This window comes from Burkholderia pyrrocinia (assembly GCF_003330765.1).
GTDB lineage: Bacteria > Pseudomonadota > Gammaproteobacteria > Burkholderiales > Burkholderiaceae > Burkholderia > Burkholderia pyrrocinia_B.
In genome coordinates, this window is record NZ_CP024902.1 from 427,024 (window position 1) to 446,807 (window position 19,784).

At 56.5% G+C, this 19,784-nt stretch carries 11 protein-coding genes; 8 read left to right on the forward strand and 3 right to left on the reverse strand.

What is annotated here, in order from left to right:
- Positions 1-6: 6 nt before the first annotated feature.
- Positions 7-261, forward strand: a complete 255-nt coding sequence (locus CUJ89_RS37555; protein ID WP_152036570.1) for a hypothetical protein — start codon at positions 7-9, stop codon at positions 259-261.
- A 498-nt stretch (positions 262-759) separates the two neighbouring features.
- On the opposite strand, the gene CUJ89_RS02080 is transcribed toward CUJ89_RS37555, so the two are convergent.
- Both CUJ89_RS02080 and CUJ89_RS02085 read right to left on the reverse strand, forming a co-directional pair.
- Entirely contained in the window at positions 760-1,050 is a 291-nt protein-coding gene (locus tag CUJ89_RS02080) for a hypothetical protein (RefSeq protein ID WP_114175811.1), read from the reverse strand.
- Positions 1,051-1,577: 527 nt separating this feature from the next.
- The gene (locus CUJ89_RS02085; RefSeq protein WP_114175813.1) at positions 1,578-2,153 is read right to left on the reverse strand and encodes a hypothetical protein; all 576 of its coding nucleotides are present in this window, start codon (positions 2,151-2,153) and stop codon (positions 1,578-1,580) included.
- Positions 2,154-3,774: 1,621 nt separating this feature from the next.
- Between CUJ89_RS02085 and CUJ89_RS02090 the strand changes: the two genes are divergently transcribed.
- Positions 3,775-4,062 carry a helix-turn-helix domain-containing protein gene (locus CUJ89_RS02090; RefSeq protein ID WP_114175815.1) on the forward strand — a complete coding sequence of 96 codons (288 nt, stop codon included), beginning with the start codon at positions 3,775-3,777 and terminating at the stop codon, positions 4,060-4,062.
- 853 nt (positions 4,063-4,915) lie between these two features.
- A complete protein-coding gene (locus tag CUJ89_RS37560; protein ID WP_152036571.1) occupies positions 4,916-8,344 on the forward strand; it encodes an RNA-directed DNA polymerase in 3,429 nt (1,142 codons plus the stop codon).
- A gap of 82 nt (positions 8,345-8,426) precedes the next feature.
- On the opposite strand, the gene CUJ89_RS02100 is transcribed toward CUJ89_RS37560, so the two are convergent.
- The gene (locus tag CUJ89_RS02100; RefSeq protein WP_114175820.1) at positions 8,427-10,262 is read right to left on the reverse strand and encodes an AAA family ATPase; all 1,836 of its coding nucleotides are present in this window, start codon (positions 10,260-10,262) and stop codon (positions 8,427-8,429) included.
- A 139-nt stretch (positions 10,263-10,401) separates the two neighbouring features.
- Between CUJ89_RS02100 and CUJ89_RS02105 the strand changes: the two genes are divergently transcribed.
- The 5 genes from CUJ89_RS02105 (at position 10,402) to CUJ89_RS02120 (ending at position 19,580) form a co-directional block, all read left to right on the forward strand.
- The gene (locus CUJ89_RS02105; protein ID WP_152036572.1) at positions 10,402-12,921 is read left to right on the forward strand and encodes a hypothetical protein; all 2,520 of its coding nucleotides are present in this window, start codon (positions 10,402-10,404) and stop codon (positions 12,919-12,921) included.
- A complete protein-coding gene (locus tag CUJ89_RS37565; RefSeq protein ID WP_152036573.1) occupies positions 12,918-13,850 on the forward strand; it encodes a hypothetical protein in 933 nt (310 codons plus the stop codon). The genes CUJ89_RS02105 and CUJ89_RS37565 overlap by 4 nt, the downstream gene beginning before the upstream one ends.
- Positions 13,851-14,130: 280 nt before the next feature.
- The gene (locus CUJ89_RS02110) at positions 14,131-16,956 is read left to right on the forward strand and encodes a type VI secretion system Vgr family protein (protein WP_114175824.1); all 2,826 of its coding nucleotides are present in this window, start codon (positions 14,131-14,133) and stop codon (positions 16,954-16,956) included.
- The gene (locus CUJ89_RS02115) at positions 16,953-18,554 is read left to right on the forward strand and encodes a hypothetical protein (protein ID WP_114175826.1); all 1,602 of its coding nucleotides are present in this window, start codon (positions 16,953-16,955) and stop codon (positions 18,552-18,554) included. Before CUJ89_RS02110 ends, CUJ89_RS02115 begins: the two co-directional genes overlap by 4 nt.
- 15 nt (positions 18,555-18,569) lie before the next feature.
- Positions 18,570-19,580: a PoNe immunity protein domain-containing protein gene (locus tag CUJ89_RS02120; RefSeq protein WP_114175828.1), complete on the forward strand. Its 1,011-nt coding sequence runs from the start codon at positions 18,570-18,572 to the stop codon at positions 19,578-19,580.
- Positions 19,581-19,784 lie beyond the last annotated feature (204 nt).

Consider the following 19,784-nt stretch of genomic DNA (forward strand, 5'->3'; position numbering starts at 1 on the left):
GGGCAAATGATGCTTGAAGACCGAATCGTCCGCTCTATCCGGCAACGCAACGGCGTGGTCGTTCTGCGCTCGGACGTTGCTCAGCTCGGTATCACTGCACAGGTTGGTCGAGTGCTCGCGAAGCTTGTTGCCAGTGGTGCGCTCATGCGGGTTGCTGTGCAGAAAAACAGGCTGCATGCACGAACACGCACTCCCCGCGTCGCCTTATGCGACAAGAGCCTCGCGGTACTGCACTTTCCGCAAAAAGTACAGCAAATGTAGGGCTGGACCTGTCTGCCGTTTTCTCATGTTCCATGAGAAGTCGTGAGAAACGAGGTTATCGCCAGCCTCGAAGGAAGTCCTCCCAGTCCGATGCGTAAGCGCACCCCATAGGCTCCGGGTCCTCGTCAATCACCGGGCAAGTGCTGTGAACCATGCGCCGTCGGAAAAAAGTCTGCGCGGGCTCCGGTATCTCTCGCATTCGGACGTAGCGCAGCCCATCGCTCGTGTGCACGGGCACCAACGGTAGTGTCGGACGCTCTGGCAATTCTTCTTTACCCTCGTTTAGCCCAGCGGCAATGCAGCGTGCGACGAGGTCCCACACGCTCGCCGACCAGCGCGGATACTCTCGCACTGTTGCAATGTCGCCCACGTCTCCGAGCAGGCCCTCCTCGAGATGCACTTGGTAGTCGGCGTGCGCACCACTGCGCACACGACCGATGTCCGCCGTTGCTATCACGCGGCGCCCTGACTCACGACCGCCTGGCCACAATTCCACAGTCACTCTGAGCATCGGTTGCCTCGCATGTTGTTGCGAACGCGCTCGACGAGCGCCACGGCCTCGCTCGGCGACATAGGCAGTGGTCCCATTGGCGCCACGTGCCACACCCAATCGCGCAGCTCGCCGACAAGCGCCGAGTCCCGCTGGCTCAGGGCGAGCGACTCCAGCGATTCCGCGAGCGAGCCAACGGACGTGCAGCAAGCGTATATGGCATCAAACGCGGCACGCACGCGTGTCGACTCCGTCAGTGCTTCGTTACGCGCGTCGCGCATCAGGTTTTCATATCGCATAGCAGCTCCAGTTTTGGTTTAAATTCCGCGAGTACCGAAGGCTCTCCTCGGTGCACATTCGTCGCTGCGCCCATCCGCGATGACAAGCACGCGCCGGGAGGCCTTTGGCCCGTGCACCGACTGCACCACCGTCTTTCCGCCAAGCGTCGCCCACCGCCCTGCCACCACGACGTCGTATCGCGACCAACCGGGCACCCATTTCTCTAGCCTGCGGCACACACGGGTCAGCCTCTGCAGCCGCACCCCGTGTGCTACCGCGAGTTCGCGCGGGTAGTAGTACCTGTGGTGAATATCTACATGGAAAACATCGCGTCGCCGCTCGAGCCGACGCAGTTCGCTGCGGGATATGCCTCTCAGGCGGCAAAAAGCATCCGGCGTGAGCAGCGAGCCTTCGCGGATTTGTCGCCTACGATGGCGCCGGGACTGCCGGTGCAGCTTGTCAAAACGCGCCTGGCTTTTGCGCTCATCCTCCGCCGACCAGACCCTCTTCGCGGGGAGTTCGAGATGCACAGGGTACGAGTGGGCCATCAGCCGCGCCCTCGAGACACTAAACACGCTGCCAGCATGCGCTCAGCCAGCTGCACCGCTACGTCAGCGGATAGCGGCGGGTCAGCCGGTACCCCGGACAGACCCCAAGCATTCAGCGCGAGCACTTGGCATGTTTCCTCAGGCGTGAGCTGCAACACTTGCGCCGCGCGCTCTACGACAGCGCGAGCGTGCGCGTCAGGGGCGTCCATTGCAGCGATTCCCACGCCGTCCGTGTTCACTGCGAACCGAGCCACTTCGTACAGCGCTTCGTAGGCACAGCGAACGCGCACCACGTTCTCAACCGTGGCCCGACGGGCCACTCGCATATACTCGTCAAATTGCGGGCGCAGCTGCTCAATTTCGTGCTGCTCTGCAGATACGCGCAAGTACTCCTCGAGTGCCTGGCGCTGGCGGACTTTCGCGGCGGCAATGTACTGCTCCGCCACGTCCCACTCGACCACCGCCTCCCCGTCCGGTCCCGGCGTTGTCGGCAGCTTGCCCTCATCGAGCAACTTACGCACGTAGCTGCGGCTCACAAAAAGCCGCTTCGCGAGTTCCGCAATCGTCATATCCATGTTGGCACCAATTTTTCAATGTTATGCAGTCTTTAAATGACGCCCTTCCTACGAGAGTCAGGAGGTCAGAAGCTAACCGCATTGAATCCATGATGCAGTCTCGACCACGCGACGCGCAGTAGTGACCACGTCGTCGCCAATCACATACGAGATTGGTGGGAGTTCCTCGACCGACTGAGCAGTTCGCACGCTCGCGTACGCAAACCTCCCCTCGCATCGAACGTCAATCCGAAATGTGGCTATTGCGCGAGCGTCGCCCGTTGCATGATTGGACATCTCATGCACGAAAATCGTGAAGCGGTCCGACACCGGGTACGGGCCACGTGGTTTCGGATATACGAGTGCCCGTAGAGTACGTTGCCACGTTGACCCTTCGCATTCCATTGAAGTCCCGTCGCACACTACGCTCAAGCTGCCGCCACTGCAGTCACCCAGATACACGGCAACTTCCGTTTGTACCCGAGCGCTGCATTGCGATACGCGCGGGTCATCGCGCATCACGCACCTCCTGTGTCCACAAAACTCCCCGTGAAGTCGGGGCAACAACGGCCTACGTCTGTCGCGCGGATTGCCAGTGCGATGTCGTCAGTCGCCAGACCCATTGATTGATGGAACCATCGGCAGCGATATCTCCTCACCGCTGCGTGAACTTCCGACCCGCTGAACGATAGCAGTCCAAAACATATGCGCTTTAACGAGGGTCCTCCCGCCTCATACGTTGCATGAAGTCCGCGAAAGCCGGATGGTACTCTCTGCTAGCCAGATAGAGCAGCACGGCGAGACCTATTTCCGAAGCAGAATGCGATGGGTCCACCCGAATGCGCGCGATTTTTACCGCCCGCTGGCCAGTCGCAACAGCTTCCCCGCGTACCCGTCCTACGGCGTCAACGGACACAGTGAAGCGCGCGGCTGCATTTTGCACACTTGCTCGCTCGCGCTCCACGAAGCAAGTGATATGCGCTACACGGTCTCGCTTTGTCGTTGGTGCGCGCCTCACTTCTGCTACCGGACCACCATCTGATAAGAGGTGAGCGCTTTCATATCGGTATAGAGCATGATATGCGTCCGCCCAGATGTTTGGAGCACCACCGTGCTGTATGCAACGGGTGTACAGCTCTTGCGCCCACCGCAGGGTAGAGCCGAACCGACCCACGCACACGCCAATGGCAATGTCCTCGTCCTGTCTAAAAATTGCATGGTCTACCGCATAAACCGACATCAGCCACTGCTCCTGTTACCCCTCGTCCATTTGACCGCTGGTTCGGCCGGTTCCGTGCGCACACGTGCCCCGGTCACTTCCTGACATCAAATCCGTTCCGAGGCTCGACTTCATATCGGCCAATGTCCGGACCTCTTCCGCTAGGACACGCCCAGAAAACTAGTGCGTGGCGTCTAGGTTCTATCGCTGAGAGCGCCGACCGTCGACAAAGCTGGACTATTCAAGACTTCGTGAGAGGCCGACGCGACCTAAAGTCCAGGCTGGCACGAGCCAGCCCGCGCAGCCGCATCGTGGCAACCAAGTCTATCCAAGCTCGAATGAGATGTAAACCCAGTATATTTAAAAGCAGTAGATTTATACGCTGTAGATTAGTAGGCTGCAATCGGCGATGCTTTGTCTCACATGGACAAGCTCGAAAAAGCGCAGAAAGCCGCCCGAAAACACCTCTCGGACAACCTAAAGTCATTCCGGGCCAAGCACGGCCTGACTCAGGAAGCGCTCAGCGAGCGTGCGGGATTCCATCGCACCTACGTTAGCCAGCTCGAGCGACAAGTAACCAACCCAACACTCGATAACGTGGTGGCGCTGGCTGTCGCACTCGAGGTGAGGCTGAGTGATTTGCTTTCGGAGCACGATGGGCCACCCGCGACTCTAAAATTGGGGCGACGCCCCTCTAAAAATTCTGCCTAAAGCGATATGCGATACCGCCTGGGGCGAAATCGCGAGATAGCGACCGAAGGTCGAGACAATCGCGGGTCCCTCCATGGACCCAAAAGCGCATGGCTGTAAAGTGCGGCGGACAATGGTAACGACCAACGGGCAGTAACGAACGACACGGTTGACGAAACTGAACGAAACTTCCTAGGACGGCGCCCAGCCCGGGGATTCGAGATACAGACAGCGAGAGCGACGTCCAACAATGCATTGGCAGCCCTGGACTAGGGCCATGCCTCTTCTGCTGTCGATAGAGGAACGCAACAGCATTCGTCCGAATGCAACCTGACGTATCGCCATGAGCACTCATAGTGCGGTCAGTGATATTGTTGTACGCGAATGGGTGATGTATCTGTAGATGGGCTCAAGGCAGTTGGACGAGCGGGCATCAAGTGAGGGGCGTCCTCCGACCCGCAAGCCGCAATCTAAAGAGAATATGGCCGGAAAATCAGAAAAGTACGCCAGACTTGCGCCTCGACTTGAGTACCTAAGTGACGTAGTCGTCCTCTCGCAGGCATGGAAGAAGACGCATACATATATCAGACACCACAACTGGTACGCTGACACGCTGGAGCTCGACTGCTCGGCCGTAAACCTTGAACGGCAGCTCAATCAGTGGTCGACAGTACTCCAGAACAGGACCTACGTTCCGACCCCGGCTCGGCTTGTTCCCGCTCCCAAAAGCGAGCCTTGGGTGTTTGGCGAAAATGTCGACGACGGATGGGCACCTGCGGCGGCACCAGAAGAGCGGTTTTTGCGGCCCCTCGCGCATGTAGGAATCCGAGAGCAGACGATAGCAAGTGCCGCGATGGTTTGCCTAGCCGATTGCGTGGAATCAGCCCAAGGCGATACGTCCCAAAATGCCGAAAATGCGCAGGCTACCGGAGTTTTTAGCTACGGGAACCGGCTATTTTGTTCGTGGAGTACGGACCGTCGCATTGCCCGCTTCCCATGGGGCAATTCAAACATTTACAGTCGGTACTTTCAGGACTATCAGCAGTTCGTAGAGCGACCGTTGCTCATTGCACAACGTGCCACTACATCGGGAGACAAACCTCTCAATCTTTTCATCGTAAAGCTGGACCTGAGCGCCTTCTACGACAATGTCAACATCAAATTGCTTGTTGGTAGATTGAAGGAAATCTACAGGAGACATCGGGAAAAAAAACCGGAAGCGCGACCGTCTGATACCGGATTCTGGGCCGCACTCGAGACATCATTGTCAATCGGATGGCACGCTGACGACAGTCAATGGGCCCGATATCTGAAGGGTGGGGCACTTCCATGTGGGCTACCGCAAGGGTTAGTCGCAAGTGGCTTTTTTGCCAACGCCTATATGGTGGACTTCGACAGGGCAATTGGGAGGGCTATTGGCCGAACCCTAAAGCGTGCCGACGTCAGCTTCCGACTAGTTGACTACTGCCGATATGTAGACGATTTGCGGCTCGTGGTCGCATGCCATGGACAATCCGGAGACGAATCGCGTCTCGGAGCCGCCGTGGCAGCGTGGATTCAGGCGAGGCTAGATTCGACCGCGAGCAATGGCTCACATAGCAGTCGGCTTGTTATTAACGCAAAGAAGACGGAGGTCGAGCCGTTCGCGTCACTGGGCGGGGAATCTGGTACGGCTGCGCGGATGAAGTCGTTACAAAGCCAATTAAGCGGGCCGTTTGATATCGCAGCACTCCAACACGTCGAAGCAGGCCTCAACGGCCTGCTGGCCCAGGCCGAACTCGGTATGACGAGATTGCAAGCAGACGATGGCGCTGCCCGACTGCCCGCTCTTGCCTCGGTCGCACGCCCAAAGCTCGAAGTTCGTGACGACACATTGACCCGATTCTCAGCTTATCGACTGACGAAGGCGTTGAAACTACGCAGGAAGATGACCGACCTCACTCAGCAGGAGGAAGCCGGACCTGCGCGGAGCATCCTGCTTCATGACTTCGAGGTTGCAGCGCGTAGACTTGTGGCCGCGTGGTCTGTGAATCCTGGCTTGGCACAGGTCCTCACCTATGCGCTGGACCTCTTTCCAGCACCGGAACTCCTACGCACTGTGACCGATGCGCTCTTGCTAAAGGTACCGGGAAATGAAAGGGACGTTTACTCGACTGGAGTAGCTCTATATACGCTCGCCCAGCTTTTCAGGGCGGGGGCAACCGAAACGGGAAAGAAATGGGAGAACGACCACGGACTGAACGTAGGTGACGTGAAAGCATATAGGGCGCTGCTGGGGCGATTGGCCCGCTCCCTTCTCCAAAAGGGTGTCCTTCCGTGGTACGCGAAGCAACAGGCGCTGCTACTACTTGCGTCGTTGGGAGAAGCTGTCGATTTTACTCAAAGTACGGACGAGACAAAGTATCACCGATGCTTGCATGGCTTCATTTCTGGCAATGTGGCTGACACGCTTCCGCAAGTCACGGACACGATTGCAGTATCCCTGGTCGGATATCAGTTGCTCCGCGACGACGAGCGGTACGCTAGCTGGTTGGCTGACCTTTTAGCGCGACTCACGCCCATTTCTCGCTTTGTGGCAATGGAGCTGGTTGCGCAGAACGAACCGCATCTGCTCAATTCAATTGCCAAAAACCGCAAGACTCGACGCCTCGCGAAAGAACCTGCATTCGCGGGCATTATGCGACGCTACGCCGGTGCCGCGGAAGGCCGTGAGGCTCCTCCGCTAATTGACGGAATATGGCTACCGTTTGATTCGGTTGCCACGCATCCCGAAACTCCCTTTCAACAAGAAAATGCGCTTCTGCAACTAGCGCATGCACTTGCTCTAGCTGCAGCGGACACCAGTGAGCCGCCCGAGAAATGGACGCCTCAGACGATTGAGCTTAAGTGCGAAGATTGGGCTCGGATGACTGACCCTCGAGGCGAGCCACGATTATCCGCCAGGGTGCGACCGAGGCTAGGAGGTAAAGACCCTCGCTACATGACGCCCCGGTGGTGTGACGCAGAGGACGCGAACCTATACGCCATTGGACGGCTACTGAGAAGCGCCGCGACTGGCGAGCTTGATTTCACGGCTCGCCAATGGGTGCTACGCGACGAGAACGTTGGGTGGTATCGAGGAATTGGCAGCACGTGGCAAAAGCGTCGAATCGGTATGCTAAATACGTCCGTTGCCATGGCGGGGACAACTGGCGCCATCACACCATGGTTCTCAGAACTTCTGCTCCAACTCCTGAGATGGCCTGGACTGCAGGCACAACTCGAATCTAGCAATGAGGTTGGGCCAATTGCAAATGTGGTCGCGCTGCGGAACCTAGTGAGCAACCGCATTCAGGCACAAGCCGGCATCTTCGGCAATAGCTCCGGTCTTCCCCTGTACGTTTATCCCGTTGAGTGGCCGATTCGTGAGTCCCGATTGCTGCGTGTGTGCGTTATTCAGGGCCTACTTCCTGTCACCAAGGACTTCTCCGGAGGGTTGGCAGGCTTGGATGAGCCGGCCTTTCGAGCGAGGCATAGGAACCACACGGCATCAATCCTTCACTTGGCCTACCAACAGTTGCAGGCGCGCGACTCTGTACTCGGCAAGGACCACAAACCGTACGTCGATTTGGTGGTGTTACCAGAGTACAGCGTCCATATTGATGACCAAGACCTGATGCGCGCATTCTCGGACGGCACTGGCGCGATGCTCTTTTACGGGCTGTGTGGGGCAACCGAACCGGTCAGCGGTAAGCCGATTAACGCCGCTCGCTGGTTAGTACCACAGCGCCGTGCGGGAGGTCGCTCGTGGGTAGAGGTCGACCAAGGGAAGATGTACCCAACGCCCGAAGAGGTAGCTCTCGGTGTCAACCCGTGGCGCCCTTATCAGGTTGTTATTGAACTGCGCTCCGGTGACAAAGCTGAATTCCGTATCTCGGGGGCGATATGCTACGACGCTACCGACATTTCGCTGCCTGCCGATTTGCGCAACGTCTCAAACATGTTCATCGTTTCTGCCATGAATAAGGACGTCAAGACATTCGATAGCATGGTTGGGATGCTTCGGTACCACATGTATCAACACGTGCTGGTTGCGAATGCCGGCGAGTTTGGCGGCTCGACCGCTCAAGCTCCCTACGAGCAGGAGCACATGCGCTTGATATCGCATAATCACGGCTCCGAGCAGATAGCCGTCAGCGTTTTCGACGTGAACATCGACCATTTTGGTCCGAATCTGGACGCTGCGAAGCCCGCAATACCCAGCCCCGGAGGGAAGACCAGGCGCATCGGCAAAACCCCGCCGGCGGGCCTGAACCGCCATTGAAGGGCCGCGTTGCCGGCACGGCCTAGCTCGTTCGCCCGGTGCCACGCCGCGCAACTGGTCGCGCATGGCGCTGTTATCTGATTTATGTAATATCCCTTTCGGTTGCAATTGCGGCGTTCCCGCGACCGACTATCTGGTCAAAAATCGCCCAAAGCTCGCTGTGAACGAGGCCTAATGTCATAAAGCTACGTTGAAGCCTTGCTGGCTGAAAGGGGAACGGCGCGAACACTCTGCGAATGCAAGCGGCCAACGTATGGTCATCTTCCTCGATGAACCAGCGGGGGTACTTTAGACTCATACCTCCGTGATACAACACGGGCAGCCGTTCACACATTCGCGAGGGAATATCCTGAACGAAAGTGCTTACCTCGGTCCAAACCGAGTCGATAACGGCTTGCAGTTCATGCTGGGGAAGTTCTTTGAATCGTCCTTCATTGCCTTGGCGCAAAGACGGTATTTGATACAGGACTTCTTGCTTCTTGTGGTTTTCGAGCCGAAGGCACAACCAGATGTTGAGCGGGTCAAATAGATAGTTTTCCACCCCATTCCGACCATGCACGAAAACGCCTTCACCCCCATGGTTTTCGTTCGGTGGAGTGTCACGGTCGAGCAGCCCATAGAACCGGCGAAAGTCCCAGTCTCTCAGGTAGCGTACAGTCTCACGTACCTTCGAGCATCCATCTCGCGTCAGAAAGGCAACACCGGGAAAACTGGGCATGCCAGCTTCCATCAGCAAATTCCATAAGCCCGTGTAAAACGGCACGTCCGTCTTGCCTTCAACTACCACGAACCTCGTGGCCGCACTCACGGTCACGAATCCACCCGTTAACTTGGCTATGACCTCGGAGGCATTGTGGACTGCCGCAATCCGGGTCTCTCCAGTACGTCTGACTTCAAACACAGCTCCTTCGGGAGCCAGGGCGACTGTCGTTGGGGAATGTGTTGTCATGATGACACGTGCGCCGTATTTGTCCACCATCACCGACTTCAGAACATGCATGTACTGCTTCACCATTGAGGGATGAAGATGCGCATCAGGCTCATCCATCAAAACGATATCGAAATGGTTTTCGTATGTCTCGGCTAGAAAGCGCCACAGCACAATCGATAGCATTGCCCGCTCCCCGACAGACATTGCATTTGCCGGCAATTTGATATTGCGACTGACATCAATGAACATGGGGTCGTAGGACTGCAGTCCACGTCCGAATACCGGTGAGAATGGTATTTCTGGTGGTACTACACGGAATTGGATGTCGGAATCTTCACAGTAAGAGTTGAAGAGCTCCCATGGGGGTGTCCCCAGTCTCTGCAATGCTGCTGAGAGCTCTTCAGCGCTTCGGCAGCGTTGGCGAGCAGCCATCAGTAGCAGTTCGTAGACAACGAAGTAGAGCGCCGGGTTCGAACGGTCACCGATTGACTCTACAACTAGCCGCGGAGTCAGACTTGCCTCAAACGTGTCCCAATCAGGTTTGTTAAGTCTGACAAGCGCACCTCCCGTTTCAAGGTTGGTACGCTCGACCGCCCAATTAGCGTAGAGTGGGCTTCTTTCCCATTCCGTCGAGTTGGTGTTGGGGGTCTCATAGAGCCGATGCACGTGCTGCACAATCGCATCCACGGAGACGGGCCCCCACGTCGGAGGAATCCAATGGGCGTCTTGATAAATTGCTCGCCCGGTCTTTTCAATTGGCTTTCCATCGGCCTGTACGCTAACAACTATGGACTTCGTAGAGGGTAGGTTTGACGTCGCCGAATCGAATACTTGCGCGCCGTATGAGGCTGCCAGCAACTCAAGCAGGTGTGTCTTCCCTGCACCGTTCTCGCCCGTTACCACAGCGAATGACGGCACAGCATGCCAGGTCATGGGACCCAAAGAGGCGTAGTATTTGTCGAAATGGTACGTGAGCGATTTCTGCATTTTTGTGTTCGTCGTTGAACTCTGCTGGTCTCATCTCAATGATAGTAGCGCTTGACACGTTCGTCACCTGCAGCACAATTAGTACTTCACGAACTACAGCGACGAAGGTCCGTACACGGGATTCTAAAACGGCGGGACAATGAAGACACAACTATTCCTTCGATTCGCCCAATATCGGGTATTCTGGAGCGCCCGTCGGACTATCGGAAGAATCGCATTCCTGTTCACGTCCAGACTCTACAAGGCTAACCAATCGCTCAAGGATGCCAGAACGAACAGCCTCTCACTTGTCGGCATCGGACGAGTGACGGCTGCGCCATGGTTTCGGGCTATCGTTGTTGCGAGTATTCTTCAACTCAGCAATCCATGGCTCTGCCGCCTCTTTGGAAAACTCGGCTACTCGGTTCCTAACGATTCAGACTATGTAACATTTCTCGCAGCAATCAGCAGTATTGGTGGTGTGTTCATCGGCTTGTATTACGCTGCGATTGCGACAGTCGGAAGCGCAATGTATGCAAAGGTTCCGGGCAACCTACGTGATTTGCTCGCGCAGGACAGATTCGGCAACGTCTATATGCAGTTTCTGTCGTTCTTGACCTACCTGTGCTTGGTTCTCATTTGTTTGAGGTTGTCGAATCTCGACCGCATTTACATTGCACCTCCGCTCGTAACCCTAGCGGCTGGGGTTGGTGTTTTTGCATTCGTGAGACTTGGCCAGCGGGTCTTTCATCTCTTCGACCCGGCGGAGCTCTCCTCGCACATTTTCGAGCAACTTCATCGTTCGATGAGCTCGGTGACCGTGGGGAGACTCAAGTGGCAAGACAAGTCGTTCCAGCATCACGCATACAAGCGAGCTGAAAAGTCGGTCACTGTTTTGGAAACCCTCCGAGACCTGTTGCTTCAGGAAGCTCACCTCAGCGGAGCGCCTCTGCTCGAAGTTTCGCTACGAACGACGCGGTTTCTAATGTTTTACAGAACGAAGAGAGCCTGGATTCCGACGAATAGTCTGTGGTATCAACAAATCTATCGCCATGCCGAATGGTACCGAACCGATGACATGAGGTTGTCGGTGGCCACCGAGACAGGAACAAGCGTCTCGCCTAAAACTGAAGTCAATCATGAATGGCTCGAAGAGCGCTTAATAGCGGTTCTACTCGACTGCCTTGCTGTCAATGTTCGCAATGCACAATGGGAAAACGCCATTGCAGCGCTTCAGCATATCGAGCATTACACAACCCTCCTGGCTAAGCTTGGACGGGGCGACTTCGCTTTTACTGTCTTCCAGCAGGCCTGCTCTCGTACTACCGATGCAATCAAGCAATCTTCAAATGCAGTGCAAGCCGAGACGGTGCAGAAGGTCGCCGTCGCTGAGGCACTGGCCTCGCTGCCCATCGCGATAAGCCTTGCCTTACGGGAACGATATGCGTCATTTCGACGCGCAGATGTCGTTGCTCGTATAGAAGGCATTAACTGGTCCAATCCGACCACCTACTATCAAGCGGGATTCGAGGACTACGTCCTAAGCCAGATTGAATATTTGGCTCCAAGGCTGGAGTTCGAGCAAGCGGTTGAGGGAAAAAAAATCTCCCCTTCCTGGTATCTGGGTGAACTGGCACTGCAGCCCCAAGCGAAACACTTTGTGAAGAACATTGCAGTTCTGATGGACGACCTACCCGAAGCGTACGCGATGCTACGCGAGACGTTCTCTGCAGTGGACCTCCATTGGATGACAGCGGCAACACTCAGTCGTCAGTGGGAATACTGGCACAAGCTCGCCGAACAGGTTGCTGTCTGGCAAGGTGCTTGGTCCGAGATGAGCGATAACCGGAAACTGACAGAACTTCCTTGGGCCAAGTTCGATATTGACTCGACCCGCGTCAAGCTGGGTCCAATGAAATCTGCGCTTCTTAAGGCGATGTCGAACCTCCAAACACGGCTTAGCCCTTTGGAGCGTCCCCCAACATATCCGGATTATGCCGGGCAATTTTTGCACCTCTCCGGTGAGGCATTGCTTCAGGCATTGCTTGATGGGGACACCGAGCTCCTGCGAGATGTTTTTGACAGGTATTTTGTTGGGTGCCTTGCCGAGTTCGGGAAGCTCCAGTCAAGCGAAGGTCCAGACTGGCTGGTAAAACAGAATCTAAGAATTGCTGCCGCACCTGTATTGGACCTGATGGACGTGAGTGGTTACGCGCTATTGTTATCCGAATTGCACGGGAACAGAGCCCTCTGGAGCATCGTTCGGTCGACCTGGGACCGATACTTTGCCGAGCCTCAGAGACTCGCTGGCATCGTCGCATTGGTCAATTTCGTCGAATCTGGTCTTGGTGCAACATCTCGCGACATCCTGCGAACGAGGTGGCAACGATTGGTTGAAGACAAGCTCGAACAGCTTCCTCGTAAGCCAGTCGAGGACAAATCTTGGTACATGACGAACCAGACTGAAGCGGTACATCCGAGTTCCTTGGTGCGGGCGATGGCATCACGCACTAGCTCACTGAACTACGAGGGCACCGACATTTTCATCGGACTTTACGTTGCGCGAAATCCCGGCGCAAAAAATCTGCAAGAACACTGGCAACGAAGCGAGCTCTCGGATGAACTTGCCGGTGAAGAGTACAACGTTGACACATCGGATGATGAGGGCCAAACGAAATGATGCGAGAAAAACCACAGCCAAAATGGTCACCTCGTTTGGTTAGATTTCTGCCGAGTCTACGCCAAACGGAAGATGACATCATTCAGAACGTCTTTATGTTCGTTCAAGATATCTCTCGCCCGATGCCACTCCTCATTAAGAGGAAAAAAGAGTTTACAGTACGCTTAGCTGGAACCGAAGATGCGCAGCGAAAGGCGCTTCAAGTGTTGGATGACTTGTCTGAGCATGAAGGGCGTTTACCTGAAGAGAAACTCGCACGTGCTGTGGACACACTCGCCAAAGGTATTGCATGGGAGGGACGAGCGCAGTTTGAACTCATACCTCGGGATGATGGGACAACATTCTTTCACCAAGTCACGACAAAGCGGTTATTCCGGTTTTTCGGTTTCGCAGTTCAATATCTCAACGCTGAGGACCGGAAATTTTGGCAAAGCCCTGCGCTGCGTTGGGTCCCGCTTTCAGCGATGTGGCACATTGAAGTCCCCAGCGAACTCGGTGGTCGACGCGGTTATAGAAGATTACTCTCAGGCCTAAAAAAATTCAGCAACCTTGGCCCGCGCTTCTTGGCAATGGATATGCAGCGCGGGAGCAATCCGAGTAACTTTGACATCACGTCATATGCTCGTTCAAACAACATATTTCGCTTCAAGCTCACTCACTCATGGGGATGGAATTGTCGCGACTTATCGACTGAACATACGACGGAGTTTTACAACATGTATCGGAGTGCCGCTGCTGAACGGTCCAGTTGCATCCTCAGGACGCACATCATTTCCCAAATAAATGCATTGCTCAAGCGCTTCGAAATAAATTGCACTATCGTCGTGGACGGTCTCCTATCGGTAGAGGACGCGCAAGGAATAATGCGCGAATTGGTCGCAGGCAAGCTGGGCTTCAAGGAATTTCTTGATATCAAATACGGTAGCTAGCAGTACAAAAGTCCAGGTGGACATGTGCGAACAAGCACTCCCTGCAACGCCTTGCCCGAAGGGATTCCGCGGGACTGCACTTTCTCCGAAAAGTACATTACATTTGGGGTCGGATTGAGATGAGCCCTTCTCATTTCTGTTGAGAAAGCTTGAGAAAATCAGGTAGCTTTCGCTCCATAGCTCTCGGAGCGCAAGGGTCTGCGTTGTCATATTGCCTGCGTAGGGTCTTCCCTATATGATTTCGCTCGGCTCTGAGAGAAGCCGGCACAAGGAAAATCAAATGGGAGCGCAGGACCTTATCGCTTTGATGAGCTCGGGGTTACTCCAGTCCGACCGGATTGTGAAATTGGATACCCCGGCTGGGCTAAATGTGCTACTGCCACATATCGTGGTGGGTACTGCTCGCCTGGGTGGCAATTTCGAGATTGCCATCGACGTTGTTTCGCTGCAGGATTCAATCGAGCTGAAGTCGCTCATTGCGCAGCCCGTCACACTTTGGACTCAGCAATCTGACAAGACCTACCGTCCGCGACACGGGTACGTCCACACAGTGCGCCGGCTCGGTGCTGACGGGCGACTGGCCAGCCTGCAACTGATTTTCTCGTCGTGGCTTCATTTCCTGAAGTTCCGCAAGGACGCGCGGATATTCCAGGACCAAACGGTCGAGGCCATTCTCGAAACAGTGTTTCAAGGGCATCCGCAGGCGGTCGGGGCATATCGAATCGAGGTGAGCAAACCGTCACCGGTACGCTCGTTCTGCGTCCAGTACGAGGATGACTGGACCTTCGTGCACCGACTGATGGAGTCGGAAGGCTGGTTCTATTACTTCGAGCACGCCGACGACGGTAAATCTCATACCCTCGTTGTCACGGACAACCTATATTCGCTCAAATCGCTTAAGCCGGAACAGCTCCGGTTCTATCGTGCTGGCGTCACGCGCCAGCCTGACGCGCTCGTACACTGGTCAGGCACGCGAACCCTACAGAGCACATCGCATTCGACAAGCACGTTCGACTATAAGAACCCCGAAGCTCGCAAGAAAACATCATTCCCTACCGTCGCGAACCAGGGCGACCTGCCGAAACAGGCCGAGGTCTACGAGTACACCGGACCGTACACGTACCTGGAGGATGACCGCGGCGACCAGCTCACGAAGCTGAAGTTGGAGGAATGGGAATCGCGCGCGAAGCGATTCTACGGCGTAGGCAGCGCACCGAGTATTGATGTGGCGCACTGGTTCAGCTTATTGGACCATCCAGAGCACGACCGGGATAGTGCCGACGACCGCATGTTCGTCGTCGTCGAAACAAACTGGTACATCCGCAACAATCTGCCGGTGGGCGAAAGTCGCCTCCACCCGCATAGTCTGGACGCCCGTCTTGCCGAGGTTCGCGATGCTCACGAGGAGTCTGCGTCGGCATTCACCGTCAAGGACGCCATGGGAAGCGAGGGCTTCTTCCTGGTCGAGGTTGAAGCCCAGCGTCAGAAGGTACCGTTTCGCAGCCCCTTCGAGCACCAAAAGCCTGTCATGCACCTGCAGACAGCGACCGTCGTTGGCCCAGGCAATGAAGAGGTCTACACCGATTCGCTGAACCGCATCCTGGTCCGCATGCATTGGGACCGACGCGATGGCGTCGGGGCGACGTGCTGGGTCCGTGTTGCCTATTCCGACACTGGCGGCGGCTACGGCAGTGTGCATGTGCCGCGCATCGGAGAAGAGGTCACCATCGATTGGGTCGGCGGTGACTGTGACCGCCCTCTGGCGACCGGCCGCGTGTACAACGGCGCAACCCAACCCCGCTGGCACACGAACGGAATTCTGTCGGGCTTCAGCTCGAAGGAGTACGGCGGTGGCGGAGGCTACAACCAGCTTGTGATGGACGACGCGACGGGGCAGAACCGCTTGCAGCTTTTCTCGTCGCAAGGTAGCTCCATGCTTCATCTTGGGTACCTAATTGCCCAGAACGGCAACATCCGCGGCAACTATCTGGGAAACGGCTTCGACCTTCGTACTGACGCTTACGGCGCAATTCGCGCCAATCGGGGGCTTTTCCTCACGACCTTCCCCGGCACAGGCGCAGCGACCCAACAGCTCGAGGTCCAGCAGGCTCAGCAGCAACTCGCCGGCGCGCATAACCTGCTCGAGTCACTTTCCGATGTCAGCACTCAGCACCAGGCCGAAAGCCTGAAAGCGGGCCACGACGCGCTCAAGGCATTGACGGACGCCACGACCGACAACGTCCAAGGGCAAGGCCAGGGGAACGGTGGTCGCACGGCGGGTGGCGGGACTGGTTCGGCCAACGCGTTCAAGAAACCCATCCTCCTGGCGGCCAGCCCGGCGGGCATCGCCCTGTCGACGCAGCAGTCGGTGCACCTGGGCGCCGACGAGCAGGTCAATCTGGTCAGCGGTCAGAGCACACACATCGCGGCGGGAAAATCACTTCTCGCGAGCGTGGCCGAGCGTGTCAGCCTGTTTGTCCAAAACGCAGGAATGAAGCTCTTCGCTGCGAAGGGCAAGGTGGAAATCCAAGCGCAGTCGGACAACATCGAAATAACCGCGCAGAAAACGGTGAAGGTACTGTCGGCGACAGACAAGGTTGAAGTCGCGGCAAGCCAGGGTGTCCTGTTGACATCTGGTGGCGCGTACATCCGAATCCAGGGCGGCAATATCGAGATTCACGCTCCGGGCAAGATAGACATCAAGGGAGCGCAGCATGCGTTCGCCGGCCCCACGAGCGCACCCTACGATTTGCCAGCCCTACCCAAGGGCGACCTGCACAACAAGCTCGAGTTGAACCTCACGGACGACAAGCTGAAGGCCGTGCCTCAGGCTCCCTACAAAGTCGTGTTCGAGAACGGAACGACCTTGACTGGCAAGCTCGACGGAAGCGGTCACGCGGTCCTGCGCGATGTGCCCGACGGCACCGCGAAGGTTTTTTTCGGCGAAGACGCGCGGCCGTTCAATCCGCAACCCGTGCCCGCGCCGAAGGAGCTTGCGCAGACTGATGTTCTCAAAGAACTGCATGCGGCCGGACATGAGGGCATTACGGACGAAAACCTCTACCGCCTGTTCAACAAATTTTCTGGCCGGCCGGACGTCAAATGAACGAGAACGACCAACAAGCAATCGAAGAAGCCGTCAAAGAGATTGGGTGGTCGATGGCAACCAACGCCGTGCCGGTGTTCTATGTCGCGCAGAACGTCTACGACACTACCGAAAGTGTTTGGACGGTATGGAACGCACGTGAAAGTGCGGATGAGATGACGAAAATCGAGGCCGGCATCGACCTTGTATTCGCCGTCGTGGGCTGGGTTCCTGTCGTCGGCGCAGGGGTCAAGCGTACGTTCCGTCTCGTCAACCACAAGTCTGAAATCTACGGCCCGTTGCTGTTCGACATTCTGCGTCTGGTGCTACAGCAAGCACACATTCAGACCAGCCCGGATGCGTTGATTGACAAGCTGTTCGATGCCACCGGCGTCAAGAAGTACCTGACCGAGGCGCGCGAGCATATCCAGAAATCCTGGCTGTATCGTGAGATGCCGTCCGCAATGCAGGTCACGTTCATGCAGGCGCTGACCTTCGTCGAAACGAACCTGCCGTACTGGCTCGCTCAGTTCGTCCAGCGAAAGCTGCTCCACTGGCGCAAGAAGCAACCAAACTCGTCCGCGGTCAGCACCCTGGAGGAGCATCGGACCACTGAAAAGCCCGGCGCGAAGGGTGATGAGGCGAAAGCCGGGCATGACCGCCCAGTCCCGACGCCATCCAGAGGCGTGGTGAACGCCAAACTCGCGGTGACCGATATCACAACGAGTATCACCGGCATCCTGGGCGAGCACATCGGCGACTACTACTGCTATGAAAAGCTCAAATGGGGCAACGGCTGGAAGGACCACGACAAGGGCTTAAGCGGCAAATGGAGTGAACAGCCAGGCCTCAGGGTCATGGGCAAGCTCAACGACAACGGCAAGCTGAACAAGCTGTTCGACTTCAAGGCACGCGGCCGCGGTATCGACGGAGTTTGGCGCGCTGCGCCGTTCAGCAACCAGACGAAGGACTTCGCTATCGTCGAAATCAAGGCATCCACGACGACACGAAAGCTGAAGGACCCAAACGCCAAGCATAGTATCGCCAGCAAACTCGGAACCGTGAAGGAAGCAGTCCGCCCGCCAGCAAATGACCTTCTCGAGCCGCCTGAGGATACCGGCCCCACCTTACCCTCCAAAGGAGGCGGCAAACCTGGTGGCGGAGGCAAACCCGGGAATGGCGGTGGAAAGCCGTCCGGAGGGGGCAAGCCAACCGCTGGAGGTGGTGCTGGAGAGGCCCCCTCACATGGTCAGCAGAAGTCCCAGCCCACACCACCAGAAACCACCTCCGGCTCAACTACTGATGCTGGTGGGAAAGACGCGACCAAGGGAGATAAATCAGTCGACAGAGTCCAGATGAGTACCGCCTGGATTCAGCGAAATCTTCCGCAGGCCGTACCCGAATCATTGGGTTCGGCAATCTTAAGGGCGGGCTATTCGCGACACATTCTGTACGTTCCTTTTTACCTCCCTGCGGCAGCGCAACACGTTGAAGCTTTGGCGACAGGGGACGAGCACGGCCACACGGACCACGACCTTCCCTTCACCCACCATTACAAAGAAGGTGAAGTGGCAGAAGCAGTTAAGCTCAAAGCCAGCAGGTTAAAATCGCGGACGTAACTTGAGAGGGTGGACATGAGCGACGATTTTGATTCGAAGCGGCGACAGCGTTTTCTGGGCGAAGACTACTTCAAGTGGTTGATGGAGTCGTTGAGTGACGACGTTACATATTGGTCGGAAAATATTGCCCCGACTGGCGAAACCGAAAGTGAGCGCAAAGCGGCAACTGCCCTGTACCTCTCATCTTACCGTTATCGTCGTTTCTTGCTGATGTACACCGGTGGCACGGATATTGGGCTATTGCGCGTCGAGCTCGAATCAGTCGTCGATTCGTTCGAGCAATACACCAAAGCTAAGCGCCTTTATGAGGCGGACGCAGAGCAACCCCCGTTGGCCTTTAGCGTCATCGGAGATTATGAGAACGTCATGCAACTGATTGGTTGCTGCTATCTCATGCATCGACGTGACCTGCTTCCCCGAATCGTCGACATGTTTGACCCAGCTTATCGAGGGCAGGACACGCTGTACGAAGACCTCTTGTCGTATGAGTTCGCGGGCCGCGTCGACGTAGATAGCTGGTTCCACGATGTTCCTTACCGTCCGCTCGTTTTTTCCCTGTATCGCGAGACGAAAGATGAATGCATCAGCGACATCATCGAATATCTTGAGGCTTGGTATCCGGGTATGACCTCCGCGCCATGGCACGACGGCCATCTTGAGGCCCAGAAGAATGGCAAGGGGGCATATGTCGGCTACTGGGCGATAGAGGCCGCCGCCGCGGTCTACCTGTTGAAGGTTGATGACGGTTCATTCCGAGACCATCTTCTCTACCCGAAAGACCTCGCCGACTTCGCACGCGACTTCGACGCATCGACGAGTAAAGCGCCGGCAGTCGCAGAGAGCGGGGCAAAGACTGTGCGCACAGGCCAGACCTGCCCAGAAACCGGCATCTGGAAAGCGCAAGGCCATCTCGTGCCCGGTGTACGGGTGCAGCAGGGCGAGCGTATGCCAGAGGTGTTCGCCCCAGACCGGTCAGGTGCATACCGCTCCCAGCCTGCGCTCTGGGAGTTTGAACGCAAGGATTGACCCAGCAGACGAATGCCGAACGTGCGCATGCCCCGCGAAATACACGTCGCGGGGCGAATGTGGTCGATGTCGAGGCAATGTTCGTGATACGGCACTGCGCTCATCGCACAACACGACGCTGCAATTCAACACAGCTAGCGCTCACCTGCATACGAACCGAGTCAGACGCCCGCCCACTCGGTGGGCAGCGATTCCGCCTGCTGG